Genomic DNA, 26,192 nt, shown 5'->3' with positions numbered 1-26,192 from the left:
AGCGTTGGTCGGCCAGGATGTCTGGACGGACGACCTCCCTGATCGAACCTCGTCCTTTCGGTGTGTTCGCGAGTGAAGCGAGCGAACGGTCGGGAGTCGAGCACGGGGAGTCTTCCGGTGTGTTCGCTCGCTCACGACAACGAGAGCTTTTTCGCCCCCAATCGCCTACGGGCGGGCATGACGCTGACCGCTGGCGTGATCGCCGTCCAGGGCGACGTTTCCGAGCACGCGACCGCCATCGAGCGGGCCGCACGAGCCCACGGCGAGGACGCCGAGATCCACGAGATCCGCCACTCGGGCACCGTCCCGGAGTGTGACGTGTTGCTGCTGCCGGGCGGGGAGTCGACGACGATCTCCCGCCTGCTCCACGACGAGGGGATCGCCGCCGAGATACAGACCCACGTCGACGCCGGCAAGCCCGTGCTGGCGACCTGTGCCGGTCTGATCGTCGCCTCGACGGACCCCCAGGACGACCGCGTCGACGCGCTGGACCTACTCGACGTGACCGTCGAGCGCAACGCCTTCGGCCGCCAGAAAGACAGCTTCGAAGCTCCCCTCGACGTGGCTGGCCTCGACGACCCCTTCCCGGCGGTGTTCATCCGCGCCCCCGTCATCGACGACGTGAGCGAGGACGTCGAGGTGCTCGCCGAGTGGGACGGCCGTCCGGTGGCGGTCAAACAGGGCTCCGTCGTCGGGACCTCTTTCCACCCCGAACTGACCGAGGACCCCCGGATTCACGATCTGGCGTTCTTCGAGACCGTTGAGGTGTAGGTGGCGACCCTTCGATCCGACGTATTTTTGACACTCACCTCGGTACACTCATCCCGTGGCGGCTGAAACCCCCTCTCTCGGCACGAGCGTCGTCCTGTTTTTTGCTTCGTTGATGACCTCGGCAGTACTTTTTGGAGACCTGCTCCCGAACCACTGGTTTTCGTTCGTATTGTTCCCGATCATCGCCGGCCTCCTGTACTACGGTGCGCTCTCGGGGTACTACTACGTCATGAACGACCAACGAGCGGAGTGATGGAGCGATGCGCTCAAGGCCCACCGCCACGCCCAGTGACGTATGACCGAGGCCGACGCCGACGAGATTCTCGACGAACTGTTCAGCGTCATCGAGCAGCGCAAAGCCGACCTGCCCGAAGACTCCTACACGGCCTCGCTGTTCACCCACGAGAAAGGCGAGAACGCCGTCCTCGAAAAACTGGGCGAGGAGACGACGGAACTGATCCTGGCGGCCAAGGACGACGACCACGAGGAGATCGCCCACGAGAGCGCCGACATCGTCTATCACCTGCTGGTGGTGCTGGCGATGAACGGTATGGACGTCGAAGACCTGCGGGACGAACTGGCCCAGCGGCGATAGCGCGCTCGCAGCCGCCTGCGATCGGCGATCAGTGGCCGCCCGAGACGAGGTTGAGGCCGACGATGCCGACGACGATCAGGCCGACGAACCCCAGCCTGAGCAGGGTGGCCGGCTCGTCGAAGAGGACGATCCCCAGTGAGGCCGTCCCGACGGCGCCGATGCCCGTCCAGACGGCGTAGGCGGTGCCGATCGGGAGGTCCTCGACGGCACGCGCCAGCAGGACCATACTGATCACGAGCGCGATCCCGGTGGCGATCGTCGGTACCGGCTTCGAGAGCCCGTCGGAGTATTCGAGCCCGATCGCCCACCCGATCTCGAACAGTCCCGCCAGCACCAGTGTGTACCACGACATCTCGCTTCGACGTAGACGGCGCTCCGGGCTATCGGTTCCGCTTGCGTTCGGTACAGAGAGACCCCACCCTGTGGTCGGCACCACCCTACCTCACGGCTCCCGGCGGTCGCCGTTCGTCTGTTCCGAGGACCAGCCCTCACTTCGTTCGGGCTGCCCCTCGCTACTCCTCGCGGGTCCTGTGCTCCCCGCTCGGCATCACGGTGGCCGCCCTGTGGTCGGCACCACCCTACCTCACGGCTCCCGACGGTCGCCGTTCGTCTGTTCCGAGGACCAGCCCTCACTTCGTTCGGGCTGCCCCTCGCTACTCTCCGACGGGTTCGAACCGATGGCACACCACATCGCTCTCGGGGTCCCACTCGAACTCGTCGTGGACGCGTTCGAGCCGTCGCTTGTAGGCTTCGAGGTCGTCCGACCCCTCGCGCCGTGCGTCCTCGTCGGTCAGGTCACCCAGCGTCCGGTGGGTCACGTCGGTCACCTCGAAGCGCTGGCCGTCGATCACGAAGGTGTCGCCCTCGCTGGCGTAGGCGTGACCGCGGTGCATCTGTGTGACCGTCCCGTCGGCGGCCATCTGCTGGACGTGCTCGCTGGGGAGGATCTCTCCGGCGTCGATCTCGGCCATACCCGTCGTTGTCCCACGCGATACAAAAGCGGCGTCGAAACGAACGACAATTCGTGACAACCTACGCCCAGAAATTTTTTGTGAGGTGGATTACAACTCTCGCGCAACTATGACGGGGCCGGTCGACGGACGACGGTCGATCGAACGGTGGGATACGATGCTTCGGGCACTCGCGGCCGAGCCACGCCGACGACTCGTCATCGCGCTGGCCGACGCGCGGGCCGACGAGACGCTGGCGCTCCCCGAGGCTGCACATTCGTCGCCGCCACAACGCGACCAGGACCTGCTACACCGGCAACTCGTACACTTACACTTGCCGACGCTGGCCGAGGCCGATCTGATCGAGTGGGACCGAGAGCCACTGCGTGCCAGACGCGGACCGCGGTTCGCGGAGGTGGCCGCGCTCGTCGACCTGCTCCACGAGCACGCCGAGGAGTTGCCGTCGTCTCTCCGGCGGCACTGTGACCTGCTCACGGAACAGTAGCCCTGGCTTCGGCCCGACACCGGGATTCGACGGTGCTGGGCACCGATGCTCCGAGACGCGCGCTCGAACGAACGTGCTTTTACGCGCAGGCCGTGTATCCCGGTCCAATGAGCCATCCCTTCGAGGATCTTCCGACGACGCCGACCGCCGAGGAAGTCATCGACAAGGCCTTCTCTCGGGCTGCCCGCGCCGGCAAGGCGAAGACCGGGATCGAGGGCCAGCAGTCGATGCTCCAGACGGCGTCGAACATCGTCTCGGACAACCTCCAGAACGTCGTCACCGCGTGGCCGGACATCGACACGCTCGATCCGTTCTACGTCGAACTCGCCGACGCGATCATCACGAGCAACGTCGAGGGCGAGGGCGGAATCGACGCCCTGCGCCAGCACCTCTCGGAGGTCCAGTGGGCCTCTCGCAAGGCCAAGGACATCCACAGCGAGTACCAGGGCCGGATGACCGGCGACGCCGACACCGCCCGCAAGCTCCGCAAGCAGGCGTTCGCCCGGATGGCGGACATCGTCGAGGAAGTCGAAGACGACCTCGCCGGCATCTCCGCCGCCCGCGACGCCCTGAAGACGCTGCCTGACATCCGCCCCGACGAACCGACCATCGTCGTCGCCGGCTACCCCAACGTCGGCAAGTCGTCGTTCGTCAACCTCGTCACGAACGCCCGCAACGAGACCGCCAGCTACCCCTTCACGACGACACAGATCCGCGTCGGCCACGTCGAACGCGACCGCATCCGCTACCAGCTCGTGGACACGCCGGGGCTCCTCGACCGCCCCGAGGCCGAGCGCAACGACATCGAGTCTCAGGCCGTCAGCGCCGTCGAACACCTCGCCGACGCCGTGCTCGTCTTCCTCGACCCCAGCGGCAACTGCGGCTACCCGATCGCGGTCCAGCTGGAACTGCGCGACGCGCTCGAAGACCGCTTCGACGCGCCCGTCCTGACGATCGCGAACAAGGCGGATCTCACCCGCGATGTCGAGGCCGACCACTACATGAGCGTCACCGAAGAAGACAACGTCGACGGCGTACTCGACGCCGCTATCGAGGCCGTCGGCTACGAAATCGAACTCCCCTTCGACGACGAGTAATCGTAAGCCCTTAGCCCTCGCTGCCCCCACACCAATTCGAGGGCCGGTAGCTCAGTTGGCAGAGCGTCTGGCTTTTAACCAGACGGTCGGGGGTTCAAGTCCCTCCCGGCCCGTAGTATTTTGCTGCGAGCACTCCGCGAGCAGCAAATGCGCTACGGAGGGACTTGAACCTTGGAAGGAACGCGCAACGAGCGAAGCGAGTGAGCATTTCTTCCTTTGGTTCAAGTCCCTCCCGACCCGTCGCAGTTCGCTGCGAGTAACACGCCGAGCGATGTCTCTGAGTCGATAATTCGACGGCGCGTGCGAGAACCACGAGATTTACCACGGTCAGTGCCGAGGTGGCGAGTATGAACGCACTCACGGAGCGATTCGACGACCTCGCGGAACCGCTTGGGATCGGCACGGGCGTGGTGCTCGTGTTGATCGGACTCGGAACTGTCGCGGGCACGCCCTGGACGACCAACGGGAGTCTGATGGTGTCGGTGCTACAGATGCTGGGAGTCGTGGCGACGATCGCGCTGGGCGTGGCGCTGGCGTCGCTCAGCTGGAACGGGCGGTAACGCGAGCGAGAAGCGGTTTCTGGCGGCGACTGTTCACACTGGCGGCGATCCGCCTGTAGCGGCGTTCGATACCCGCAGAGTGGCGCTCACGAAAGAGTGACGGCCGGACGTGTTAGCCCCGGACGGGCAGGTACGCGGTCGAGAGGACGGTCAGCGCGGCGAGTCCGCTGATGATCGCGATTCCCCACAGACCGTTGAGCCGCGTCTGGAAGCTATCGAGTTCGTTGTTCGTCTGGACGTACTCGCTGTACTGACTGGCCGGGACCACCGAGACGGACTCCTCGCCGTGGTAGTTGGCGAAGTACTGCTGGCCGTTGGCGAGCGTGACGTTCCCGCCCTCGGTGAGCTCGACGGTGTTCTCCTCGGAGCTGTCCCATTCGAGGCGGACCTCGCTGGTGGTGACGTTGGCGACGGTCGCGTCGTTGCCCTCGTAAGGGAAGGTCTCGCCCTCGGAGACTGTCTGGCGCTCGGGTTCGGGCAGGTACTCCGCGAGTGGCTGGATGGTGTCGTTGTTCTGGTAGACGACGTACTCGGTCCCGTCACGCGTCGCGGTCGTGTTCTCGACCGCGGGGTCGGCCTGCAAGATTGCGCTGACGTTCTGCTGGGCCTCCAGCGTGAACTCGGAGACGCCGGTCTCGTTGGCGATGAGGACGCGGTAGCTCTCGTTTTGATAGTCCGTCGTCGAGTTGTGCGAGATCGATCCCGTGCCGACGTAGGAGTCGTTGGTCCAGGTCAGCTCCGAGACCAGTTCGCCGCCACTACCGTGGCTCCCACCTTCGCGATGGATCCCGCTGAGCGTGTACTCGGTCTCGCCGATCGCGACCGTCCCGTTGCTCTCGACCATCGTTCCGTCGAGGTCGTACTGTGGCTGGCTGGTCTGCTCGGCGACGCCGATGTAGGCATACGCCCCCGCACCGACGACGAGGAAGAACACGAAGTAAATCGCCGCGGCTCGTCGTTGCATACTTCGACGGTCGGAAGCCGCGACCTATAACGATTTCTTTTCCACGCGCACCACAGCGGTCGTGAACGGCGGGCGGACCGTACTCCGCGGTCGTGGCTCATACTGCTGGCTGTCGCTTCGTGAAGAGCTTCGCCACCCCGGGGTGGTGAAATCGGTCACAGATCTACAGCCGGCAGTATCACTCGACGGTCAGCTCCACGTCGGGCATCGAGAGGAAGGCGGTCTCGTAGCCCTCGTGGCGAGCGACCTGTGGAACCGAATCGACGGCGATCGTCAACTCGTCGCCGGAGTCGACGCCGTCGACTGCGCTCCCGTAGTGATAGCCGAGTTCGGGATCGATCGCGGCCGACAGCGAGTCGTCCAGGACCGCCTCGCCCTCGCGGGTGAGCGTCGCGGACAGCGACATGGCCGGCAGGACGTAGCGGTTGTACGGCGTCCGGGGGGCGACGGCGAGGTACGGCTCTCCGCCGCGGTCGGTGACTGCCACGACGAAAGTCGCGTCGCCGGTCTCGCCGGTTCCGACGATCCGTCCCGGAAGGTCCTCGCGAGCGGGCGCGACCGAGAGGGGCATCTTCATCTCCATCGGTTCGAGTGCGCCGGGGTCGCCGGCCCCATCCAGTTGCTGGAAGCTGATCTCGTTGCGCCGGCCCCGGCTGAACTCCCACTCGAACTCGGCGGTGACCGGCTCTGCGAAGCGATCTGCGAACGCGCCGAGCCGGTCGATCCCGAGTCCGCCGGCCTCGACCGTGACGGTGTAGGTGCCGTTCCCGTCGAGCGAGACGTTGTCGCCGTAGTGAAAGCCCATGTTCTGTGAGAGCATGGTCCAGGGGGTGCGCTCGTCGACCGTCTCGCCGTCCCGTTCGATCGTGACTGAGAGCCCGCTCCGGACGGGCAACACCTGTCCACTGTCGGGATCCCAGACGCTCGCCATCAGGTGGGCGTCGGCGTCACCGGCAGAGACGCGTGCGGTGTCGCCCACGTCCATCGTCCAGAACCGGTGGGCGTAGGAGTACATCAGTCCGATCCGACGGTCGCCCGCGTCGGTCATGCCGATCATCTCCATCCCCTCGACGTGTGTGGGGTAGTAGACCGCGTTGGGACGTTCCTCGACGACTGGCGGCTCGCCGACGGCCTGGCTTTCGAGGAGTCCCGAACAGCCGGCCATCGCGGTCGCACCGAGCCCGGCGACGCCACCGAGGAGCGATCGACGCGTGTACTGCGATCTGTCCATACCGGCGCTTGGCACTGGTCCCTCTATAGCGATGTGGTCTGACCGTCGAAGACGCTACGGGCTGGGCCGTGGCAGCGCACGCGACGAGCGTGGCGGGACGAGGTAGTTGCCCCGCCGTTGGACGGTCATGTACTGGAGAATCCCGTTGTTGAGTCGCGTCCCGACGCTCGACTCCTCGCTCACGTCGCTGCCGTTCATCGCCGCTCGCGTCGCGACGAAGTCCGCGATCGACGACTGCAGCGAGAGGAAGTGGACGCCGGCCGCGCCGTCGTCGGTCGAGTCGAAGTCCCGGCGCAACAGGACGGGCGTATCGTTCTCGTCGCGTGCGCGGGCGCTCTTCTGGGCGTGACCGACGATCCCGTGGCTGCCAGCGTCGGCCTCGACGTCGTCGACGCAGTCGTCGACCTGATTGTCGTCGCCGAGGTTCTCGCCGACGCCCTCGACGCGGTCGTCCTCCGCGTGGGCCGGGCAGAACATCTTCGCGACGCGCTGGGAGCGACTGTCCTGATTGTACCACTGGTCGAGGTGGAGCCGGATCTTCGAGAGGTGCTGGGTCGTCCCACCGGCGAAGGGGCCGCTCTCGATCGTGACGCCGCCCTCGCTGGCCTGGTTCTTCTCGAAGCCGGACTCGAAGCCCATGAACAGCGGTGCGTCCTCGTCGACGGGTTCGTCGTCCGGAATCCCGTCCACGTCCTGGTTCTCCGCGGGGAGGCCGTCGCCGACGAACCCGGTCCGCTTGTCGACGCGGTCGAAGACCTCGCCGAAGCCGGACACGTCGACGCCGTTGAGCGTCGACCGTTCCCCCATCAGGGCCTGTTCGGCCCCCAGGACGACGCTGCCGTAGTCGCTGGCGAGGTGTAGCACCGCGTCTGGTTCGTCGAGTTCCGGGTCTTCGAACGGGGCCAGTGCCGTGGGCGCTGGCAGCGCGACGCCGTCGAGGTCGGCGTCGTATCGGTCGAAGTACGCGGGCGAATAGCCCGCGGTAAAGAGCAGTCCCTCGTTGCTCCACGGGTAGGCTCGTTCGAGCGACCGGAACGCCGCTTCGACGGTCTCGCGCGCGTCGTCGTCGGGGACGCCCGTCTCACTGTACTCGACGAGCAAGAGGGCGTGGTGACGGGGGATCCGGACGTTTCCGTGGTCGTCTCGTGGCAACGCCTCGTTCCAGGCGTGCTGGCGGTCGGGGACCGACGAGGGATCTCCGGTCGCCAGATCCGGGGACTCTCGTTCGAGACAGGCCGACAGCGCGGCCGACCCGCCGATGGCCACGGCCGCCTTGACGAACTCGCGCCGTGAGACACCGCGCTGGGTGGGTTGCATCGGCGGTCCTAGGCACGCCGCTGCAAATATCCTTCTGATACGGATTGTCGTCGTCTTCCCGGTCGGGCGTTAGCGCGGCGGAGCGAATCCCGCGACACGATGACCGTCAGTCGTGTGCTCCCTGCCACTCGTTCACGTGGGAGTGAACTGAGCCGTTAAACGAAACGGGATATCTCTTAACGATCGATCTCTCGGGACGACGCGATCTCGCCGTCGCTCTCCGGTGCTTGTCCCGGTCTTCTTCGACAGGAGCGGCCCACTGCCACCAGACGGTCGAATCGATGGAGTAACATCTCAAACCACAGTGGTGTTGTTGTCGCAGTGGGGTTCTGATCATCGTTAACCTGATTGGGTACAAGTACATTTGTTGTTCACTAGATTATTTCGAGAGAAAATACGATTATTTATTCTGTGTTGGCGCGATACGTGAGACAACGCCACAACCCTTTTTGATGATCACTGTGATGGTGGGGTAGGCTTTCACTGGTGATTCAGACATGTCGAAATTAAATTTGGACGATAATTTGCCCGGTTTTTCGCGTCGTAAGGTCCTCCAGAGCGCAGCTGCACTCACTGCAATGTCACTTTCGGGCTGTTCGGATCAGCTCGGTGGCGACGGTGGTGACGGCGGCGACGGTGGTGACGGCGGCGACGGCGGCGTCGATCCCGTCCAGGACCGCGTCACGGTGGATCCATCGGAGATCGAAGAAGGTGGGACGTTCAGGGCCGCGATCGGAAGCGGTCCGGACACGTTCGACTTCGCGTACAGTAGCTCCGCTACGGCTTCGATCCTCCACAACCTCATCTTCGAGGGGATGGTGACGACCAGCGCGAGCGGCGACATCTATCCGTGGCTCGCCGAGTCCTACGAACAGGTCGACGTACAGGAGGCGTCGCCGGCCGACTACGCCGACTACATGACCACCGTCCCCTACACCGAGACCGAAGACGGCGCGATGGTCATCGACACGGACGCACAGATCGTCCTCGAACACCCGGACAACGATCCCGCCTCCGGCGACGACGCCCGCGTCCTGACCGTCGAAGAAGCGGGCGACGCCGTTGCCGACGGCACCTACGGGATGCACTTCCGGTTCGACCTCCACGAAGGTGTCACGTTCCACAACGGCAACGAGATGACCGCCGACAACGTCGTCGAGTCCTACGAGCGGATTCGAAACTCGACGCTGTCGGGCCAGTACTACGACTCGATGCTGGACATCCAGGCCGACGGCGATTACACCGTCCACCTCTACGTGCAGGAACCCGACGCGGCCGCGGTGCTGGAACTCGGCCAGGCACCGATCTACCCCTCCGAGTCGGCGACGCTCCCGCCCGAGGAGATGGACCCCCGACAGGGCAACACCCCGATGGGAACCGGGATGTTCGAACTCGACGAGTTCCAGGAAGGCGAGTACGTCGTGTTCTCCGCGTTCGACGACTACTGGTTCGACACCGAGATGAAAGACTGGTTCGAGGGTCCCTCGGAGTTCCCGAACGGTCCGGTCGTCGACGAGGTCGACATAGCGTTCGTCTCGGAGGACGCCTCCCGGTCTGCTGCCCTCCAGGAAGGCGAGATCGACATGAGCTACGGGCTGACCGCGAGTACGCTCAACGACTACCAGAACTCCGAAGACTTCCGGACGGCCCCGACCGACGGTGCCGGTTACACGTTCCTCCAGCACCCCGTCACGGTCGAACCCTTCACCGACAAGCGGATCCGACAGGCGATCAACCACCTCATCCCGCGTGAGACGATCGCCCAGAGCGTCTTCTCCGGGTGGGAAAGCCCGGCCTGGACGCCGCTGCCACCCGTCGCCGCCTCGACCGGGACCGACGACTACGAGCAACTCGTCGAAGACGGCCGCGAGTACAACGAACTCGACCGCGAACGCGCGACGGAGCTCATCGAAGAAGCAATCGACGACAACGGCTGGGAGACCCCGATCGAGATCCAGCTTGAGACCAACTCCGACAACGACGACCGCGTCCGTACCGTCGAACTGATCCAGCAGTCGCTCAACCAGTCGGAGTACTTCGAGGCCTCGCTGGAGACCTACGAGTTCCTCGATTTCATCGGACAGCTCCTGAGCGAGGAGTACTACGACGACGGCAAGTTCGCCTTCATCGGACTCTCGGGCGGATTCAACCCACACGGTTACGCGAAGTCCGTCCACTCTCAGGACAACTTCGCCCAGTGTTGTAACTTCCAGAACATCGACGACGACGACCTGAGCCAGCTGCTTCGGGACGCCCGGTACGGCGTCGACGTGGCCCAGGACCCCGAGCTCAGACAGGAACGGTACAACGAGGTCTGGGAACGCGTCCTCGAACTCAGCGCCAACTCCTACGGTACGCACAGTACGCTCGTCGGTGTCGTCGACGACACCGCCGTCAACGGGTTCAACACGTATCCGAGCACGCAGGACATCATCGGATACGGACTGTTCGCCCCACAGGACGAACAGATTACGTACCTCAGCAGATAACGAGGACAACGTATGGGCCTTCGACGTTTCATCGTCAAACGAGTACTGCTGACGATCCCGATACTGTTCGGTGTCTCGATCGTCACGTTCGGCATGGTACATCTCACGCCGGGCGACCCGATCGACGTGCTGGTGTCGTTCAACCCCGATGTCGGTCCGGCCGAAGAGGCGGCGTTGCGCGAACGATACGGATACGACCTCCCGGTCTGGGAGCAGTATCTGCGCTGGATCGGGAACGTGTTACAGGGCGATCTCGGTCCGGTCATCACCCGCTCGGGTGTCAGCGTCAACGACGTCATCATGAACCGACTGCCCGAAACGATCGTGCTCGGGCTGTTCGGATGGGTGTTCGCACTGGTCATCGCGATCCCGACGGGGATCTACGCGGCCGTCAACAAGGACGACCTGGGCGACCACGTGAGTCGCTTCATCGCCCTCTCGGGCATCTCGATCCCGAACTTCTGGCTCGGCCTGATGCTGATCCTGTTCGGTGCGCTGGTGTTCAACATCTGGCCGGTCTTGCCCCCGCGAGATGGACTGTTGAGTCTGGACACGCTGTGGTTCCTCGTGATGCCCGGCATCACGATCGGGACCGCCTCTGCCTCGACGCTGATGCGGATCATGCGCTCGTCGATGGCCGAGGAGCTCAACAAGGAGTACGTCACTGCCGCGCGCGCGAAGGGGCTCCCCGAGCGAACGGTGATCCTCAAGCACGTTCTGCGTAACTCTCTGATCTCGGTGACGACGGTCGCGGCGTTCCTGACCGCCAACATCGTCGCTGGCTCGGTCGTCGTCGAGGTCGTCTTCAGCTGGCCCGGACTGGGCCGAGAGTTCGTCCAGGCGATCACCTCCCGCGAGGTCAATCTCATCCTGGCGATCACGCTGTTTACCGGCGTCGCACTCGTGCTCGCGAACCTACTCGCAGACATCGTCTACGCGATGCTGGACCCACGGATCAGATACGACTAACTATGTCTACGCAACGAGGACGGATACAGATCAGCGGTTTCGACACGGAACAGGTGACCGAACGGGAGCCACTGTCCGACTGGACAGCAGGTGGAACGGGTGGCGGAACGGAGGGGCGCTGGCACCGCGCCTGGCGGCAGTTCAAGAGCAATCGGACGGCGATGATCGGCCTCTCGGTCGTCGCGATCATGGTGGTGTTGACGACGTTCGCGCGGCCGGTCGAGATCGCCGGCATCACCGTCCAGCCGATCTCGCTCGCACCCTTCGAGCCGCAGAAGAGTCTCTTCCTCGAACCCGGTTTGAACGTCGAGGCGTACGACCCGCCGTCGCTGGCCCACCCGATGGGGACCGACGCCTCGGGTCGCGACATGTTCTCCCGTGTGTTGGTCGGCGGTCGTGCGAGCATCTCGATCGGCTTCGTCGTGGTCTTTATCACCGCCGGTTTCGGGCTCGTCTACGGTGCCGTCGCGGGCTACTACGGCGGCTGGGTCGACGAGGTCATGATGCGGATCGTCGACACGGTCTTTGCCTTCCCGGCGCTCGTGTTGGCGCTGGTGATCATCGCCATCCTGGGTGGTGGCTACTGGCAACTGGTCGCGGCCTTCGCCTTCCCCGGCTGGGCCGGCTACGCACGACTGATACGCGGTGAGATCCTCTCGGTCAAACAAAACCAGTACGTCACGGCCGCACAGGCGCTCGGTGCCCGTGACCGGTCGGTGATCTTCAGACACATCGTTCCCAACGCCATCGCGCCCCTGATCGTCCAGGCGTCGCTGTCGATCGGGACCGTCGTCATCGGCGTGGCGGCGCTTGGCTTCCTCGGTCTCGGCTTCCCGCCGGGCACCCCCGAGTGGGGGACGATGCTCGACGCGACTCGCGAGACGCTCATCCAGGGGCCGGGCGGTTCGATCCCGTGGTGGGCGACGGTCTTCCCCGGTGGAGCAATCTTCATCTTCGTGATGGCCATGAACATGATCGGTGACGGCGTCAACGACGCGCTGGACGCCCAGAGCAACGTCGACGTCGAACAGGGAGGTGGTAACTGATGGCCCTCGTCGAGATCAACGACCTCACCGTGAATTTCTACACGGAAGAAGGGGTCGTCAGGGCCGTCGACGACCTCTCGTACACGATCGAACGCGGCGAGAAGTTCGGCGTCGTCGGCGAGAGCGGTGCCGGCAAGAGCGTCACCGCCATGTCGCTGATGCGCCTGATCGAGGACCCCGGCCAGATCGAGAGCGGCGAGATCCTGTTCAAAGGCGAGGACCTCCTGGAGATGAGCGAAGAGCGCGTCCGGTCGATCCGTGGCAACGAGATCGCCATGATCTTCCAGGACGCCCAGACCGCGCTCAACCCCGTCTACACCGTCGGCGAACAGATCTCCGAGGTGATCAGACACCACCTCGACTACGGCGAGCAGGAGGCAAAGGAGCGGACGATCCGCCTCCTCGACGAGGTCGGGATCCCCGAGGCGGAAGCGCGCTACTCGGACTATCCCCACGAGTTCTCCGGCGGGATGCAACAGCGAGCGGTGATCGCGATGGCGCTGTCCTGCGATCCCGACCTGTTGATCGCCGACGAGCCCACGACTGCCCTGGACGTGACCATCGAGGCGAAGATCCTCGACCAGCTCGAGGACCTCGCCGACGAGTTCGACACGTCGATCCAACTGATCACGCACGACCTCGGCGTGATCGCACAGGTGTGCGATCGCGTGATGGTGATGTACGGCGGTCGCCCGGTCGAGAAGGCACCGGTCGAGGAGCTGTACTACGACCCGAAACACCCCTACTCGGTCGGGCTGATGAGCTCGATTCCCCGGATCGGGGACACCCGAGAGCGCCTCCAGACGATCCCCGGCACGATGCCGGACCTCGTTGACGTTCCCACGGGCTGTAGCTTCCACCCCCGCTGTCCGTACGCGGAGGAGGCCTGCACCCGCAAGGACCCGGTACTTGTCGATCCCGAGACCGGTCACGAGGCCAGCGGCGACCCGGACGAACACGCCGCCGCCTGCCTGGAGTACACGGGCGATCTGACCGGCGGGCTGGACTACACCGTCGAAGTCGACGGCGAGGATCCACAGATCACACCGGGTGATCAGCGTGAGTAGAACGATCCTTCGAACCGAGGGGCTCACGAAGTACTACGAGAGCGACGAGGGCTTCGTCGACCGACTGCTCGGCGAGCCACAGCTGGTCAGAGCCGTCGACGGCGTCGATCTCGAACTCGAAGCCGGCGAGACGCTGGGTGTCGTCGGTGAGAGTGGTTGCGGGAAGACGACGCTTGGCCGCTCGATGCTCCAGCTCGTCGAGCCCACCGAGGGGTCGGTGTACTACCACGACGGCGAACAGGAGATCGACCTCACCGAGGTCTCGAACTCCAAGCTGCGATCGCTGCGCACCGACCTCCAGTACATCTTTCAGGACCCGTTTTCGAGCCTGAACCCGCGCCTGACCGTCGGCGACATCATCGGCGAGCCCCTGGACATCCACGACATCGCCAGCGGCGACGCTCGCATGGAGCGGATCTACGAACTCCTCGAGACGGTCGGGCTCAACCCCAGCCACGCCAACCGTTACCCCCACGAGTTCTCCGGGGGCCAGCGCCAGCGTATCGGCATCGCGCGAGCACTGGCGGTCGATCCGGAGGTCATCATCTGCGACGAGCCCGTCTCGGCACTGGACGTGTCCGTCCAGGCCCAGATTCTGAACCTGCTCGAAGACCTCCAAGAGGAGTTCGGACTCTCCTACGTCTTCATCGCCCACGACCTCAGCGTCGTCGAACACATCTCGGATCGGATCGCGGTGATGTACCTCGGTGAGGTCGCCGAAGTCGGTTCGACCGAGTCGGTGTTCAACCCGCCACACCACCCCTACACGGAAGCGCTGCTGTCGGCGATCCCCGAGCCCGACCCGCTCTGGGAGGCAGACCAGACGCTGCTGTCGGGCAACGTCCCGTCGCCGATCGACCCGCCAAGCGGCTGCCGGTTCCACACGCGGTGTCCGCGGGTGATCCAGCCCGACGAGTACGACCTCGACCAGCCCGTGTGGCGTGCCGTCATGGACCTGAAGATCAGGCTCTCAGAGACCGACTCTCTGGAGTCTCTGACGGCGATTCCGGCCGACGAAGACACCGACCCGCACGACGCTGGCCGGGACGAACTGGACCAGCTCGTCCGCGAGGAGTTCGGGCTCCCCGAGCAGGTCGGGGACCCCCAGGTCGAGTCGGTGCTGTCCGACCTGGTCGACGACCTGGCCCAGGCTGATTTGGACGGCGCGCGCAGCCGCGCGACGGAGGCCTTCGAGTCGCCCTGTGAACGACGGGACCCGCCGTTGACTCACACCGGCGACGGCCAGCAGATCGCCTGTCTGCTGTACGAGGACGACTATCCCGATCCACCGGCCGTCCTCCGTGACGGCGAGCTCGCGGGCGACTGACCTCGCGCCTGCTCGCGCGGTGATCGCACCGTCGCGGTCGGGACGACTGGACGCGGCCGGGACGCCAAGGTTTTTGCTCGTTCCGACCCGCCGTACAGTCGATGCGCGGACTGCTCGGTGGGGGACCGCCAGACGACGTGGACCCCTTTACTCCGGACGACGATGACGACGAGTACCGACCACAGTCGGCTCGCTCGGTCAACAGCAGCCTGTTGAGCCGGTGGCTCGTCCCCAGGGCGATCCGTCGCCGGGCGATCTCGCTGTCGATCGAGACGCCCCAGACCGAGTACGAACTCGGGAGTGCAATCCCCTTTCGCGTGACGATGAAAAACGCGCTGCCGATCCCGATCACGCTGACGACGCGGTCGCCGGTGCTGTGGGCCTGGACGGTCGACGGCCTCACCGAAGCGTCCCACGTCGACCAGTACGACCCGCCAGACGAGGACGGCAAACTCCACTTCGATCGGGGCGAACGCAAGCAGTTTGCCGGCGAGTGGAGCGGACGGTTCCGGGTGACGGAGCGCGAGTGGGAGCCGGCCGACCCCGGCGAGTACGCCCTCGGCGCACACGTCAACGTCGACGATTACGAGAGCGGCTCTCTCGCCGACGAGTGTGTCGTCCGACTCGTGCGGTGAGGGTAGTGTTGAGATACGCCGTTGCTCCTTCTGACTTGTAAACACCGAAAGCCCTCGGCTCGCTCCGGGATTCTGTGGCAGATATCCTCACTGCGTTCGGATAGTGCCGCCGCAGAACCCCGGACCGCGCCTCGCCCTTTCATCCGCCAGGAGTCGGCCACTTGGTCCGTCTACGCGCCTGGCGGATGAAAGGTCGAGCACCGCGAGGGCTTTCGGTGCGTTCTCTCCAGTTTCCTTCTCTTATCTGAACACGACCGCAGTGAGAGCCCGACCAGTTTTGACGGCCGGCCACCAAACCCCTCTATGACAGAGTTCTCTGTGGTGGAGCGCGTTCGCCGACCGGAGTACACCGGTCAGAACCGCTGTATCCCCTGTACCGCCGTCAACGTCGTCATCGCTGCCGTGGTGAGCACGCTCGTCGGCGTCGTCGTCCCGCCGGCCGGCGTCGCGGTCTTCGTCGCCTCACTGGTGTCGATCTACCTGCGTGGCTATCTCGTCCCCGGGACGCCAACGCTGACCAAGCGGTACCTCCCCGAGTCGATCCGTGCGCGCTTCGACGACCACGAGGCGGACGACGAGGAGTGGGAGATAATCGAGAAAATCGAGTACCACCGCGAGAACGCCGTCGAGCCCGAACAGTTCCTCGTCGACGAGGGCGTCGTCACCCGCGACGACGGCGACCGCTTCACCGAGGACTTCGCGGCGCTGCGAGACGAGCACGTCGACGCCAACCGGGACTCGCCGCGGGAACCGGCGACACTGGCGACCCTGTTCGACGCCGCTCCCGACTCGGTCGCGACGACGGACCGCGACTACCCGGCCATCGAGATCGACAACCGGATTCGCAAGTGGCCAAGCGAGGCCGCGCTGCTCGCGGACGTGGCGACCGACGCGGCGATGGCAGCGTGGACCGACCGCTGGGCCGACGTGCCGGTCGAACAGCGCGGGACCATCCGCGAGGAACTGCGCACGCTCGGGGACGACTGTCCCGCGTGTGGCGGCCAGATCACGACGACGGCAGACACCGTCGAGTCCTGCTGTGGGCTCCACGAGGTGATCGCCGCGGAGTGTGGCTCGTGTGGCGATCGACTGCGCGAACTCGACGAGAACCACGAAGCGAAGCTCACTCGCTAATAGGGATCGGGCGGTTTTTTCTCCCGGACGCCTCTCTCCTCGCGTATGGCAGCGTTCCAGACGCTCGACGACCTCGCAGACGGACAGCGCGTCCTCGTCCGCCTCGACCTGAACTCGCCGGTCGAGGACGGCGCGGTGCAGGACAACCGCCGGTTCGAACGCCACGCGAAGACGGTTCGAGAACTCGCGGACCGCGGCTTCGAGACCGTGCTGATGGCCCACCAGGGCCGCCCCGGCCGGGACACGTTCGTCTCGCTCGAACAGCACGCCGACATCCTGAGCGGACACATCGGCGGGGACGTGGACTTCGTCGCCGACACCTTCGGCGAGGACGCGCTGGCCGCCATCGACGACCTCGACGGCGGCGACGTGCTCCTGCTGGAGAACACCCGGATGTGTGACGAGGAACTGCCCGAGGAAGACCCCGAGGTCAAGGCCGAGACGGAGTTCGTCCAGACGCTCGCCCCGGAGTTCGACGCCTACGTCAACGACGCCTACTCGGCGGCCCACCGCTCGCACGCCTCGCTGGTGGGCTTCCCGCTCGTGCTCCCGGCATACGCCGGCCGCGTCATGGAGACCGAGTACGAGGCAAACACCGCCATCGCACAGAAGGAGTTCGACGGACAGGTGACGATGGCCGTCGGCGGGACGAAGGCAACCGACGTGATCGACGTGATGGACCACCTCGGCGACACGGTCGACGACTTCCTGCTGGGCGGGATCGCGGGCGAACTGTTCCTGCGGGCCGACGGCGCGCCCGTGGGCTTCGACCTCGATCCCGACCTGGATCTCTACGACTCCCAGTGGGAGGACAACCACGAGCTGATCGAGCAGATCCTCGAAGAGAACCGCGAGAAGATCACGCTGGCGACGGACATGGCCTACGCCGACGAGGACGGCGACCGCACCGAGATGGACGTAGCCGACATCGACGAGAAGACGGTCTCGTTCATGGACGTGGGCACGGACACGGCCGAGCACTACGCCGACGTGGTCCGGGACTCGGAGGCCGTCTTCGTGAAGGGTGCGCTGGGTGTCTTCGAGGAAGAGCGCTTCTCCGTCGGGACGGTGTCGGTGCTGGAAGCGATCGCCGAGACCGACTGCTTCTCGGTGGTCGGTGGGGGCGACACCTCCCGGGCGATCGAGATGTACGGCATGAGCGAGGACGACTTCGGGCACGTCTCGATCGCGGGCGGGGCGTACATCCGCGCGCTCACCGGGGCCTCGCTGATCGGCGTCGAGGTCCTCCAGCGGGAGTAACGACCCGTCCGGACGACCGCGTCGCCCTCGTTACCGGGGCGGGACGCCAGACCGCGTGAGCGCCGCGCCGGGCTGATCGACACCGATTTCCACGCCCGGCCCAGCATATCGTGTATGCACGTTGGGATCGTCTCGGACACTCACGACGACACGGACCTCGTCGCGGCAGCGATCGAGCAGTTCGACGCCGTCGGCGTCGACGCCGTCGTCCACTGCGGTGACTTCGTCGCACCGTTCTCGGCTGCCCCCTTCGAGCACGAGTTCGACTTCTACGCGGTCCGGGGGAACAACGACGGCGAGTGGGCACTCGCCGCCCAGATCGACGAGTTCGGCACTTACCTCGGTGAGATGGGTGAGCTGACCCTGGACGGCGTCGAGGTGGCCGTCTACCACGGCACCAGCCCCGCGATCGTCGACGCGCTGGTCGAGTGTGGCAACTACGACTACGTCCTGCACGGGCACACCCACGAGCGCGTGCTCGAAGAACACGATGGCACCGTCCGGATCAACCCCGGTGGCATCCCGATCGAGACCGCACCCGAACCGCTCCACGTCGCCGTCCTCGACACCGAGTCGGGCGAGATCGAGTTCCATCGGCTCTGAGCGTACTGCCGGCTGTCAGTCTGTGAACGAACCCGCCACCTCAGTGGCGAATCTCGAAGTGACAGCGAAAGTATAGCCCGTGTCAGTCGTCGCTCGCGGCGTCGCGGGCCGGCGCAGTCGTGTCGGGCTCTATCCCCGCGAGCCCGCAGCCGATCCCCAGGGCCTCGTTGGTGCGCTCGACGCTCTCGGGGCCGTCGGCGAGGCCGGCGATCGCCCGGATGGCGTCGACGTTTTCGGGGACCACGTCGGCCTCCTGGTGGATCGCCTGGAACAGGTAGCAGTCAGCACGGTCGTCCGACAGGGGCTCGACGGTCAGGGACTCGGCCCAGATGCAGTTCTCCCACACGTCGCCGCGGGGTCGGCCCGCGTCGCGGGTGTACTCTTTGAGCTTGCCCGCGCCGTCGATGCCCAGCCGTTCCGGGATCACGAGCAGTCGCCCCTCGGCGGTCAGTAGCTCGCGAACGTCCTCGGCGGTGGGCATCGCCCGGAGCGTGAGGTTGATCGCGTGGGTGTGCATCAGCGTCGCGGGCACCTTCATGCCCATGGTGTCGATCGACAGCTCCGGGAAGACCGTCTTGACGTCCGGTGCGTGGTGGGAGGGGATCGAAACGGGGTCGGGCAGCGTGTCGTTGATCGGTCCCCGCCCGGTCTGTGAGGGGTCGCCGCCGCGTCGGACCAGCGTCGCGCGCACCTTCTCGATCCCGTAGCGTTCCTCCAGCGGTGCCAGGACGCGTGACAGCCCGGTCGTGTTACACGAGACGACGCGGGCGGCGTCGGCACCGACCGCCTCGTCGTAGTTCGCCCTGGCGTTGAAGCTGACGGGCGCGACGCTCGCGTCTTCGCCGCCCTGGTAGATCGCTGGCGTGTCCAGTTCCTCGTACAGCGCACGGTTTCGCTCGCCGACGCCGGCCGGCGTCGCGTCGACGACAACGTCGCTCGCAGCCACGAGCTGGCGGACCTGGCCCGCAACGTCGATTCCGGCCGCAGTAAACGGCGTCGTCTCTGCGGCGGCGAAAAGCGAGTAGCCCCGATCACGAGCGATCTCGGCCTCGTAGTCGGGTGTTCGTTTGGCGACCCCGGCGACCGTCATATCTGGTTGTGCACGAACGGCGTCGGCGACCCGTTTTCCGATGGTGCCAAAGCCGTTGATGCCCACGCGGAGCATACACGGAGGTTCGCCGGTGGCGACCATATTCTTTATGATTGTTAGTGATAGAAACGTACTCGCTTTGGAGTACCCTGTTCGCGGCCGGGTACCTTTAGGTGGGTCGGGCGGCCACTACCGTGCATGAACTCGTCGCTTCGAAAGCCGGCCAGAACCGCGGTCGAGCAGTGTCTGAACCTCCAGTCGACGGAGTCCTGTGCCGTCGTCACCGACGAGAAGCGCAAGGCCATCGGCGAGGCGCTGTACCGCGTCGCCAGCGAGATCAGCGACGACACCGTCTTCCTCCGGTACCCGCCGGGCGAGCAACACGGCGAGGAGCCACCCGAACCGGTCGCCGCCGCGATGGCCGGCGCGGATGTCGTGCTCGCGCCGACGACCAAGAGCCTGAGCCATACGCAGGCCCGCAGCGAGGCCAACGAGGCCGGTGCCCGCGTCGCGACGCTTCCCGGCATCACCGAAGGCGTGTTCCTGATGGGGCTGGACGCCGACTACGAGGCGATCGCGGGCCACTGTCGAGACGTCCTCGCACAGGTCGAGGATGCCGACGAGATCCGAGTCACCTCCCCCCAGGGGACCGACATCACCTTCGGGCTGGGCGACCGCGAGTGGCAACTCGACACCGGCATCGTCCACGAGCCCGGCGAGATGTCGAATCTCCCGGCCGGCGAGGTGTTCTGTAGCCCGACGACCGCCGACGGCACCTTCGTCGTCGACGGGACGATGATGCCCCACGGCCAGCTGGAGGGGGAACTACTGGAGTTCACTGTCGAGGACGGGCTCGTCACCGAGATCGGCGACGACGCCGTCCGCCAGCAGATCGAGGAGGCCGCCGAAGCCGTCGGTGACGCCGCCTACAACCTCGCCGAACTCGGGATCGGGACAAACGTCGCCGTCCGGGACCTCGTTGGCTCGGTGCTCCTCGACGAGAAGGCCGGCGGCACCGTCCACATCGCGATCGGCGACGACCACGCCATCGGCGGGGACACGACCGCGCCGATCCACCTCGACGGCATTCTGCGAGAGCCGACCGTGTTTGCTGACGGTGTGGCAGTGGAACTGCCACACGCAGAGTGAGCGGGAGCGAAGCGACACGCGAGGACGGCGAGGAAGTGAAACTTCCTCGGGAGGAGTGAGCCGGGGCGACACACCACCAGCCCGCTTCATACTGCCGGCTGTCACTTCGTGACGATCTTCGCCACCCTGGGGTGGCGAAATCGGTCACAGATTTACAGCCGGTCGTATCACTCGACGAGGTCGAACGCGACGGCGACGGCGGGCTCCCAGAAGACGAAGCGGTAGCGACCGGGTTCGAGGTCGGGACAGACGACCAGCCGGTCGGCGTGGACGTGGTCCGCGACGAGACCCTCCTCGGTGAGTGCCAGCGTCCACTCGAACCCGTCGCCGGGGACGTGACTGATCGCTTCGTCGGTGTAGGGCAGGGGGTCGCCGTCGGTCGCGCCGCGCACGTCTTCCCATTCCGAGTCGGTGTACGTCTGGAAGCTGTATTTGTGGCGGTTGCCGGTGCTCAGGACGCTGTCGCTGACGTTGGTCATCGCGACCGTGACCGTCTCACCGACGGCGGCTTCGAGTCGGTCGACCCGGAGCGCGAACGTCGGCGCGCCGTCGTCGTCGGTGGCCAGTCCCCACGGTGGATCGTCGACCCAGCTTTCGTGGCGCTTGAACCCCTCGCGGTCACAGGACAGCGGCTCTCGGACGACGGGGTCGTCGTCCGGGCGGACGTGACCGGCCAGATCGTCGGGGTCCGGGCCGATTCGATCCTCGACCGTCCCCGTCACGTCGGCACTCTCGCCCCAGCCGTCCGTGATCGTGAACGTCGCCCGTTCCGGCGGTGTCCCGTCGAAGGTGACCCGCACGAGTGTCGCGGGGTAGGTCAGCGCCTCGGTGCAGGCCGTTTTGCCGTCGCTCTCGTCTACCGCGCTCGCGTCGCCGACGAGCCGGTCGTCGCTCAGCGCGAGGTTCGAGAGCTCGACGGTCCGGTAGCAGCCGTTCGGGCCGACGGTCTCGACCAGCGCCAGCAGCGACCGCTCGAAGTCGGTCTCCCGGAGCAACTCGACCACCGGCTCGCGTCGTTCTTCGGGGAGCTCGAACGGCGCGAGCAGCGCTCGCGCCCGCTCTCGGGAGGCCGCCAGCGCGACGTGTCCGACGGCGTCCGCTCCCGCCCAGTCGGGCTCTGACGGGCTCGACGGATACCGGACCTGCTCGCTCCCGGTCACTTCGGTCGCGGCCGTGGGCGTCTCTGTCGGTTCGTCGGTCCGCGTCTCTGTCGGTTCGTCGGTCGGTGTCTCGGTCTGCTCGTCGGTACCAGTGGACGGTGACCCGCCGACGCACCCGGCGACGAGCGCGCTGAGGCTCCCGCCCGCCAGCTGGAGGGCTCGGCGGCGGCGTATCGGTGCCATACGTCTGTCGTCGGCCGCCGTTTGTAAGGCCCTTCTGTACGGTTCGATCTCGTTTTGTGCGTCCCCGGCCGGCAGTCACAGGCGGCCAGACGGCCGGGACGACGACCCTTTACGTTCGGCCCGAGTACGCTCGCCTATGACAGACGCGACACCGGGCGATCGCCTCGCCCTGCCGTGCCCGGCGTGTTCGCCGGCCTTCGAGACCGTCCACGAGGTGCTCAGCCCCGGCAGCCACGTGACGGTTCGCTGTACGGAATGTGACCACACCCACAAGGAACAGCTCCCGGACGACGACGAGGTACAGCGCCGCGTCGTCGTCTCACAGGACGGCGAGTCGTTCAGCGCACAGGTCGACGTGCCGGCCGAGGAGGAACTGGCCAAGGGCGAAGAGTTCCTGCTGGACGCCGAGGAGGCCCTGATGACCGTGCGGATCACCGCCGTCGAACTGGATGAGGGCGGACGCGTCGATTCGGGGACCGCCGAAGACGTCGAGACCATCTGGACCCGCGCGGTCGGGAACGTCGCCGTCGACGTGACGATGCACCCCAAGGACGGCCGCCACGACAGCACCGAGAGCTTCAAGCTCAACGTCCCCGGCGACTACGAGTTCACCGTCGGCGCGACCGACGAGTTCGGCGACAACGAGTTCACCGTCGAAGGGTTCCACGTCCGCGACGACGCGCACGGCTACGACCGCGAGCAGTACGACCAGGACCGCGACAGCGCCCTCGCGAAAGACATCAAGCGACTGTACGTCCGCGACGAGTCGACCACCGCCTGGTCGGCGTGGTAGCATGGACTGGGCGGCTCGGCGACGAGCGCTCGTTGAGGCCCTCGCCGAGAGCGACCGCATCGACGACGAGCGAGTGCTGACGGCGCTCGAATCGGTCCCCCGCCACGAGTTCGTCCCCGAGCAGCACCGCGAACGGGCCTACGACGACCGCCCCCTCCCGATCGGGGACGGGCAGACGATCAGCGCCCCCCACATGGTCGCGATCATGGCCGACCTGTTGGACCTGGCCCCCGACGACCGGGTTCTGGAGATCGGCACCGGCTGTGGTTATCACGCGGCCGTGACCGCCGAACTCGCGGACACGGTGTACAGCGTCGAGTACCGCGCCACCCTCGCCGAGACGGCCCGCGAGCGACTGGCCGATCTCGGCTACGACACCGTCGCGATCAGGAGGGGAGACGGCCGCGAAGGGTGGCCCGAGCACGCGCCGTACGACCGGGCGTACCTCACCTGTGGCGCAGCGCAGTTTCCCCCGGCGGTCGTCGAACAGCTCCGGCCCGGCGGCGTGGTGCTCGGCCCCCTCGGTCGACGCCCCCAGACGCTCGTCCGTGCTCGAAAGCGGGCCGACGGCGAGCTAGAACGCGAGCACCACGGCAGCGTCCGGTTCGTCACGATGCAGTGACCGCGGTTCCCCGCCGCCGTCGGACGATCCCCTCGCAGACGCCGAGGACGCACGTGACGCCCACCGCCGCCGGCCCGAAAAAGAGCGCGTAGAGTGCCATCGGGTCGCTCTCGCCCCCGATCCGCAGGAACGACCACGCCAGCACCAGCGTCACCGACGCCGTCGCGCCGAGCGGGACGACGTAGCCGTACTCGCCGTGGGTGTACAGCGCCACGGCCCCCTGTCCGGCGAGGACGAGGACGCCGATGAGTGCAAACGGGCCACACGTCCCCGCGTCTCCCGGGAGCGAACACCCCAGCCCGGCGACGCCGATCCGCGGGACGGCCCAGAGGCCCCCGACGACGAGCGCGTACACGCCCCCGCCGACGGCGGCGTATCGCCGGGGTGACGGCCGCCGGCCGACGACCAGCGGCACCACGGCGACGAGTGTCCCGGTCGCGACCGCGAGCCCCAGGGTCACGACTGCGCTCCCGACGACCGGCTCGGGTGTGCCCGGCATCGTGGTCGCCTTCGACCGATGGACTCGTGAATCTTTCTACGGACGAACGGAGCGAGCACCTCGGGCTCGGCCTCTGGCGGTCCACGTAGCCTCGGCTCTGCCGTCGATTCTCGCGCCACTCTGGGGCGGGCCATTCATATACGTCCGGCGGGAACCTCGGGTATGGAACAGGCGGTGCTGCGGGAAGACATGGTCGACAGCCTGACCCACGAGAGCAAGGGCTGTCTGCAGACACCGCGTCTCGCCGACGCGATGCGAACGGTCTCGCGGGAAGCGTTCGTCGAGGACGACCGAGCGGCCTACTCCGACCGGTCGTTCGAACGGTTCGGGACGCGCGTCCTCGCACCGAGCACCGCGGCACGACTCCTCGAAGCGCTGGCCCCCGAAGCGGACGACGACGTGCTGATCGTCGGCGTCGGCGTCGGCTACACGGCCGCGCTCGTCGCCGAGATCGTCGGCCCCGAGCGCGTACACGCGATCGATATCACGCGCCGACTGGTGTCCGACGCCCGTTCGAACCTCGCGACGGCCGGCTACGAGGCGGTCCTCGTGGACCGTCGGGACGGGGCCGAGGGACTCCCCGAGTACGCACCCTACGACAAGATCCTGCTGGAGGCGGCGGCCGTCGAACCGCCGCGCACGCTCCAGGAGCAACTGGCCGACGGCGGCCACCTGGTCATGCCACTCGGTGCGGCCGAGCAGACGCTGACGGTCGTCGCGGCCGACGGCAGTCAGCGCCGCCTCGGTGGGGTCGCCTTCCAGCCGATGCTCGTCGAGGGCGAGCAGGCAGGCACCGTCGAGCGCAACCGCACCCACCGCGAGGACCGCGAACGCGCCCAGCAGGCCGCCCAGTCACGGGCGGGCTGGGAGCAAGAGTGGATCGACTGGGACGACTACTAGAGGGGATCGAGTTCGTTCTCCTCGTCGGTGAGCAACTCGTCGATCTCCGCTCTGCGCTCGGCGGCTTGCTGCCGGCTGTTTTCCTGTGCCGTGACGGCCCGCTCCTGGAGCTCGTCGACGCGTGGCACCTCGGTGACGTTCGAGAGCAACACGGCCACCGAGAGCGCGTCGGCGTCGGTCCGGGGGTCGTCGCCGGCCAGCACCTCGACGCTGTCGGTCTCGCGTTCGAGCCACTGGCGGGCCCGCTGGAGTCCCTTCTGTGAGACCTCGCGTGGCGGGCCGGAGACGACGATCAGGGCGCGCTCGGCGGAGGCGACGTCTGCCGGACAGGTGAGCCGCGACTGGACGGCCTTCCGGACGAGCCCGTGGATCTTCTTCGCCAGGTCGCCCTCGTCGGTGTGGCTCTCGCCGTTGGACCGCAGGCGGCCCAACAGTCCCTGCTTCGATTTCGTCTCGGCCTCGACGTCTGCCTGGCTGAACGCGATCGTGCTGAGACCCCCGGTCGCCAGCGTCCGGCGGATGTCGCTGGCGTCCATCGCGGATTCCGACACCTGCGAGCCGTCGAGTTCGCCGGCTGCCAGGAGCGTGACGAACCGCCGCGCGATCTCTCGGTTGGTCCGGTCGTACCCCGCCGCGACCGACCCCTGGGTCTGTCGCCAGGCGTCGTTGTCGAACACCATGAGGTTGTCCGTCGCGTCGGCGAAAGCCTGGAGCGAGCGGGCGGCGTTGAGCGAGGGACGACCGCCCTCGTCGGCGCTTGGCAACACCCCCAGCCCGTAGATCGGTTCGTCGTAGATCCGACCCAGCCGCTCGGCGAGCTCCGGCGCACCACCGCTCCCGGTTCCCCCGCCGAGCCCGGCGACCACGAGAAAGCCGTCGGTCTCGTGGATCGGTACGGCGTCCAGCTGGCGCTCGATCTCGGTGAGGTCCTGGCGAGCGATCTCCGAGCCCAGCTCCGGATCGGCACCGACGCCCCGTCCCTTCACCCGCTCGTCGGTCTGGCCGATGATGAGCCGACGGTCCGGCGGGAGCACGTCCAACTTCGCCAGATCGATCTCCGCGGAGTTGATCGCGAGCGCCTCCGTCGTGAGCGACCGCCCAGACCGCTCCTCGAAGGCGAGGAATCTGTCGACGATCTTGCCACCCGCGTTACCGAACCCGATTGCGGCGAGGTTCATGCGGTGGTCGTTGGCCCACGACCGGATAATTATAGAGTCGTTTCTCTCCGTCGGCGCGCGTAACGCTCGCTTACCGGCCGACACAGTGGGGTCGTCCA

Annotated in this window: 28 protein-coding genes and 1 tRNA gene; 20 read left to right on the top strand and 9 right to left on the bottom strand. The window is 66.4% G+C overall.

The window, feature by feature from the left end:
- Positions 1-177 precede the first annotated feature (177 nt).
- From pdxT to hisE, 3 genes are read left to right on the top strand one after another with little or no spacing between them, the layout of a single operon-like run.
- Entirely contained in the window at positions 178-771 is a 594-nt protein-coding gene (pdxT, locus tag IL252_RS06640) for a pyridoxal 5'-phosphate synthase glutaminase subunit PdxT (RefSeq protein ID WP_208627340.1), read from the top strand.
- A gap of 55 nt (positions 772-826) precedes the next feature.
- A complete protein-coding gene (locus IL252_RS06635; protein WP_208627386.1) occupies positions 827-1,024 on the top strand; it encodes a hypothetical protein in 198 nt (65 codons plus the stop codon).
- Positions 1,025-1,066: 42 nt separating this feature from the next.
- Positions 1,067-1,366 carry a phosphoribosyl-ATP diphosphatase gene (hisE, locus tag IL252_RS06630; protein ID WP_208627339.1) on the top strand — a complete coding sequence of 100 codons (300 nt, stop codon included), beginning with the start codon at positions 1,067-1,069 and terminating at the stop codon, positions 1,364-1,366.
- Between the two features lie 28 nt (positions 1,367-1,394).
- On the opposite strand, the gene IL252_RS06625 is transcribed toward hisE, so the two are convergent.
- Positions 1,395-1,718, bottom strand: coding sequence for a multidrug efflux SMR transporter (locus IL252_RS06625; protein WP_208627338.1), 324 nt, complete (start codon positions 1,716-1,718; stop codon positions 1,395-1,397).
- Positions 1,719-2,019: 301 nt separating this feature from the next.
- Complete coding sequence (locus IL252_RS06620; RefSeq protein ID WP_208627337.1) at positions 2,020-2,337, bottom strand: ASCH domain-containing protein; 318 nt, start codon at positions 2,335-2,337, stop codon at positions 2,020-2,022.
- A gap of 109 nt (positions 2,338-2,446) precedes the next feature.
- Between IL252_RS06620 and IL252_RS06615 the strand changes: the two genes are divergently transcribed.
- From IL252_RS06615 to IL252_RS06600, 4 genes are all read left to right on the top strand, one after another.
- Positions 2,447-2,821 carry a hypothetical protein gene (locus IL252_RS06615; protein WP_208627336.1) on the top strand — a complete coding sequence of 125 codons (375 nt, stop codon included), beginning with the start codon at positions 2,447-2,449 and terminating at the stop codon, positions 2,819-2,821.
- Positions 2,822-2,928: 107 nt separating this feature from the next.
- Positions 2,929-3,918, top strand: coding sequence for a GTPase (locus IL252_RS06610; RefSeq protein WP_153554618.1), 990 nt, complete (start codon positions 2,929-2,931; stop codon positions 3,916-3,918).
- Between the two features lie 40 nt (positions 3,919-3,958).
- Positions 3,959-4,031: transfer RNA gene (locus IL252_RS06605), tRNA-Lys, on the top strand.
- A 234-nt stretch (positions 4,032-4,265) separates the two neighbouring features.
- Entirely contained in the window at positions 4,266-4,478 is a 213-nt protein-coding gene (locus IL252_RS06600; protein ID WP_153554617.1) for a hypothetical protein, read from the top strand.
- A gap of 112 nt (positions 4,479-4,590) precedes the next feature.
- Here IL252_RS06600 and IL252_RS06595 read toward each other — a convergent pair whose 3' ends face one another.
- The 3 genes from IL252_RS06595 to IL252_RS06585 all read right to left on the bottom strand — a co-directional run bounded on the left by IL252_RS06595 (position 4,591) and on the right by IL252_RS06585 (position 7,990).
- Positions 4,591-5,442, bottom strand: coding sequence for a hypothetical protein (locus tag IL252_RS06595; RefSeq protein ID WP_208627335.1), 852 nt, complete (start codon positions 5,440-5,442; stop codon positions 4,591-4,593).
- Positions 5,443-5,620: 178 nt separating this feature from the next.
- On the bottom strand, positions 5,621-6,673 hold the full coding sequence (locus IL252_RS06590; protein ID WP_208627334.1) for an iron transporter: 1,053 nt from the start codon (positions 6,671-6,673) through the stop codon (positions 5,621-5,623).
- 54 nt (positions 6,674-6,727) lie between these two features.
- Positions 6,728-7,990, bottom strand: a complete 1,263-nt coding sequence (locus IL252_RS06585; RefSeq protein WP_208627333.1) for a Tat pathway signal protein — start codon at positions 7,988-7,990, stop codon at positions 6,728-6,730.
- 578 nt (positions 7,991-8,568) lie between these two features.
- Here IL252_RS06585 and IL252_RS06580 point away from each other — a divergent pair.
- From IL252_RS06580 to IL252_RS06540, 9 genes are all read left to right on the top strand, one after another.
- The gene (locus tag IL252_RS06580; RefSeq protein ID WP_208627332.1) at positions 8,569-10,479 is read left to right on the top strand and encodes an ABC transporter substrate-binding protein; all 1,911 of its coding nucleotides are present in this window, start codon (positions 8,569-8,571) and stop codon (positions 10,477-10,479) included.
- A 12-nt stretch (positions 10,480-10,491) separates the two neighbouring features.
- Complete coding sequence (locus tag IL252_RS06575; RefSeq protein WP_208627331.1) at positions 10,492-11,448, top strand: ABC transporter permease; 957 nt, start codon at positions 10,492-10,494, stop codon at positions 11,446-11,448.
- A gap of 2 nt (positions 11,449-11,450) precedes the next feature.
- Positions 11,451-12,494: an ABC transporter permease gene (locus IL252_RS06570; protein ID WP_208627330.1), complete on the top strand. Its 1,044-nt coding sequence runs from the start codon at positions 11,451-11,453 to the stop codon at positions 12,492-12,494.
- Positions 12,494-13,561, top strand: coding sequence for an ABC transporter ATP-binding protein (locus tag IL252_RS06565; RefSeq protein WP_208627329.1), 1,068 nt, complete (start codon positions 12,494-12,496; stop codon positions 13,559-13,561). The genes IL252_RS06570 and IL252_RS06565 overlap by 1 nt, the downstream gene beginning before the upstream one ends.
- Positions 13,545-14,888: an ABC transporter ATP-binding protein gene (locus IL252_RS06560; protein WP_369334720.1), complete on the top strand. Its 1,344-nt coding sequence runs from the start codon at positions 13,545-13,547 to the stop codon at positions 14,886-14,888. Before IL252_RS06565 ends, IL252_RS06560 begins: the two co-directional genes overlap by 17 nt.
- 101 nt (positions 14,889-14,989) lie before the next feature.
- Entirely contained in the window at positions 14,990-15,523 is a 534-nt protein-coding gene (locus tag IL252_RS06555) for a hypothetical protein (RefSeq protein WP_208627327.1), read from the top strand.
- A gap of 303 nt (positions 15,524-15,826) precedes the next feature.
- Entirely contained in the window at positions 15,827-16,657 is an 831-nt protein-coding gene (locus tag IL252_RS06550) for a hypothetical protein (RefSeq protein ID WP_208627326.1), read from the top strand.
- Positions 16,658-16,702: 45 nt separating this feature from the next.
- A complete protein-coding gene (gene pgk / locus IL252_RS06545; RefSeq protein WP_208627325.1) occupies positions 16,703-17,917 on the top strand; it encodes a phosphoglycerate kinase in 1,215 nt (404 codons plus the stop codon).
- Between the two features lie 114 nt (positions 17,918-18,031).
- Complete coding sequence (locus IL252_RS06540; RefSeq protein ID WP_208627324.1) at positions 18,032-18,520, top strand: metallophosphoesterase; 489 nt, start codon at positions 18,032-18,034, stop codon at positions 18,518-18,520.
- An 82-nt stretch (positions 18,521-18,602) separates the two neighbouring features.
- Here IL252_RS06540 and IL252_RS06535 read toward each other — a convergent pair whose 3' ends face one another.
- Positions 18,603-19,685, bottom strand: a complete 1,083-nt coding sequence (locus IL252_RS06535) for a type II glyceraldehyde-3-phosphate dehydrogenase (protein ID WP_208627323.1) — start codon at positions 19,683-19,685, stop codon at positions 18,603-18,605.
- A 123-nt stretch (positions 19,686-19,808) separates the two neighbouring features.
- Between IL252_RS06535 and IL252_RS06530 the strand changes: the two genes are divergently transcribed.
- The gene (locus tag IL252_RS06530; protein ID WP_208627322.1) at positions 19,809-20,759 is read left to right on the top strand and encodes an aminopeptidase; all 951 of its coding nucleotides are present in this window, start codon (positions 19,809-19,811) and stop codon (positions 20,757-20,759) included.
- A gap of 167 nt (positions 20,760-20,926) precedes the next feature.
- Here the strand turns inward: IL252_RS06530 and IL252_RS06525 are convergent, their stop codons facing one another.
- Positions 20,927-22,102: a hypothetical protein gene (locus IL252_RS06525; RefSeq protein WP_208627321.1), complete on the bottom strand. Its 1,176-nt coding sequence runs from the start codon at positions 22,100-22,102 to the stop codon at positions 20,927-20,929.
- Positions 22,103-22,238: 136 nt separating this feature from the next.
- Here IL252_RS06525 and IL252_RS06520 point away from each other — a divergent pair, with 136 nt between their 5' ends.
- Positions 22,239-22,895 (top strand): HVO_0476 family zinc finger protein, encoded by a 657-nt coding sequence (locus IL252_RS06520; protein ID WP_170092746.1) that lies wholly within the window; start codon positions 22,239-22,241, stop codon positions 22,893-22,895.
- Position 22,896: 1 nt separating this feature from the next.
- Positions 22,897-23,517 carry a protein-L-isoaspartate(D-aspartate) O-methyltransferase gene (locus IL252_RS06515; protein WP_208627320.1) on the top strand — a complete coding sequence of 207 codons (621 nt, stop codon included), beginning with the start codon at positions 22,897-22,899 and terminating at the stop codon, positions 23,515-23,517.
- Here the strand turns inward: IL252_RS06515 and IL252_RS06510 are convergent.
- Positions 23,504-24,016, bottom strand: coding sequence for a hypothetical protein (locus IL252_RS06510; RefSeq protein WP_208627319.1), 513 nt, complete (start codon positions 24,014-24,016; stop codon positions 23,504-23,506). The genes IL252_RS06515 and IL252_RS06510 overlap by 14 nt on opposite strands.
- A 162-nt stretch (positions 24,017-24,178) precedes the next feature.
- On the opposite strand from IL252_RS06510, the gene IL252_RS06505 reads away from it, so the two are divergent.
- Positions 24,179-24,916, top strand: a complete 738-nt coding sequence (locus tag IL252_RS06505; RefSeq protein WP_208627318.1) for a protein-L-isoaspartate O-methyltransferase — start codon at positions 24,179-24,181, stop codon at positions 24,914-24,916.
- Here IL252_RS06505 and IL252_RS06500 read toward each other — a convergent pair.
- Entirely contained in the window at positions 24,913-26,094 is a 1,182-nt protein-coding gene (locus IL252_RS06500) for a tubulin/FtsZ family protein (protein ID WP_208627317.1), read from the bottom strand. The two genes, IL252_RS06505 and IL252_RS06500, sit on opposite strands and share 4 nt — an antisense overlap.
- Positions 26,095-26,192: the final 98 nt, after the last annotated feature.

It is taken from the genome of Halomicrobium sp. IBSBa (assembly GCF_017612575.1).
Classification (GTDB): domain Archaea; phylum Halobacteriota; class Halobacteria; order Halobacteriales; family Haloarculaceae; genus Halomicrobium.
This window is presented reverse-complemented; position numbering and strand designations above follow the sequence as displayed.

What these genes read in the sequence shown, in the direction of transcription:
- IL252_RS06600 (WP_153554617.1), top strand. Translation starts at nt 4,266, where the DNA reads ATGAACGCACTCACGGAGCGATTCGACGACCTCGCGGAACCGCTTGGG.
- IL252_RS06595 (WP_208627335.1), bottom strand. Translation starts at nt 5,442, where the DNA reads ATGCAACGACGAGCCGCGGCGATTTACTTCGTGTTCTTCCTCGTCGTC.
- IL252_RS06525 (WP_208627321.1), bottom strand. Translation starts at nt 22,102, where the DNA reads ATGGCACCGATACGCCGCCGCCGAGCCCTCCAGCTGGCGGGCGGGAGC.
- hisE (WP_208627339.1), top strand. Translation starts at nt 1,067, where the DNA reads ATGACCGAGGCCGACGCCGACGAGATTCTCGACGAACTGTTCAGCGTC.
- IL252_RS06575 (WP_208627331.1), top strand. Translation starts at nt 10,492, where the DNA reads ATGGGCCTTCGACGTTTCATCGTCAAACGAGTACTGCTGACGATCCCG.
- IL252_RS06580 (WP_208627332.1), top strand. Translation starts at nt 8,569, where the DNA reads ATGTCACTTTCGGGCTGTTCGGATCAGCTCGGTGGCGACGGTGGTGAC.
- IL252_RS06625 (WP_208627338.1), bottom strand. Translation starts at nt 1,718, where the DNA reads ATGTCGTGGTACACACTGGTGCTGGCGGGACTGTTCGAGATCGGGTGG.
- pgk (WP_208627325.1), top strand. Translation starts at nt 16,703, where the DNA reads ATGGCAGCGTTCCAGACGCTCGACGACCTCGCAGACGGACAGCGCGTC.
- IL252_RS06570 (WP_208627330.1), top strand. Translation starts at nt 11,451, where the DNA reads ATGTCTACGCAACGAGGACGGATACAGATCAGCGGTTTCGACACGGAA.
- IL252_RS06590 (WP_208627334.1), bottom strand. Translation starts at nt 6,673, where the DNA reads ATGGACAGATCGCAGTACACGCGTCGATCGCTCCTCGGTGGCGTCGCC.
- IL252_RS06620 (WP_208627337.1), bottom strand. Translation starts at nt 2,337, where the DNA reads ATGGCCGAGATCGACGCCGGAGAGATCCTCCCCAGCGAGCACGTCCAG.
- IL252_RS06520 (WP_170092746.1), top strand. Translation starts at nt 22,239, where the DNA reads ATGACAGACGCGACACCGGGCGATCGCCTCGCCCTGCCGTGCCCGGCG.
- IL252_RS06535 (WP_208627323.1), bottom strand. Translation starts at nt 19,685, where the DNA reads ATGCTCCGCGTGGGCATCAACGGCTTTGGCACCATCGGAAAACGGGTC.
- IL252_RS06555 (WP_208627327.1), top strand. Translation starts at nt 14,990, where the DNA reads ATGCGCGGACTGCTCGGTGGGGGACCGCCAGACGACGTGGACCCCTTT.
- IL252_RS06515 (WP_208627320.1), top strand. Translation starts at nt 22,897, where the DNA reads ATGGACTGGGCGGCTCGGCGACGAGCGCTCGTTGAGGCCCTCGCCGAG.
- IL252_RS06550 (WP_208627326.1), top strand. Translation starts at nt 15,827, where the DNA reads ATGACAGAGTTCTCTGTGGTGGAGCGCGTTCGCCGACCGGAGTACACC.
- IL252_RS06510 (WP_208627319.1), bottom strand. Translation starts at nt 24,016, where the DNA reads ATGCCGGGCACACCCGAGCCGGTCGTCGGGAGCGCAGTCGTGACCCTG.
- IL252_RS06615 (WP_208627336.1), top strand. Translation starts at nt 2,447, where the DNA reads ATGACGGGGCCGGTCGACGGACGACGGTCGATCGAACGGTGGGATACG.
- IL252_RS06565 (WP_208627329.1), top strand. Translation starts at nt 12,494, where the DNA reads ATGGCCCTCGTCGAGATCAACGACCTCACCGTGAATTTCTACACGGAA.
- IL252_RS06500 (WP_208627317.1), bottom strand. Translation starts at nt 26,094, where the DNA reads ATGAACCTCGCCGCAATCGGGTTCGGTAACGCGGGTGGCAAGATCGTC.
- IL252_RS06530 (WP_208627322.1), top strand. Translation starts at nt 19,809, where the DNA reads ATGAACTCGTCGCTTCGAAAGCCGGCCAGAACCGCGGTCGAGCAGTGT.
- IL252_RS06505 (WP_208627318.1), top strand. Translation starts at nt 24,179, where the DNA reads ATGGAACAGGCGGTGCTGCGGGAAGACATGGTCGACAGCCTGACCCAC.
- IL252_RS06610 (WP_153554618.1), top strand. Translation starts at nt 2,929, where the DNA reads ATGAGCCATCCCTTCGAGGATCTTCCGACGACGCCGACCGCCGAGGAA.
- IL252_RS06540 (WP_208627324.1), top strand. Translation starts at nt 18,032, where the DNA reads ATGCACGTTGGGATCGTCTCGGACACTCACGACGACACGGACCTCGTC.
- pdxT (WP_208627340.1), top strand. Translation starts at nt 178, where the DNA reads ATGACGCTGACCGCTGGCGTGATCGCCGTCCAGGGCGACGTTTCCGAG.
- IL252_RS06585 (WP_208627333.1), bottom strand. Translation starts at nt 7,990, where the DNA reads ATGCAACCCACCCAGCGCGGTGTCTCACGGCGCGAGTTCGTCAAGGCG.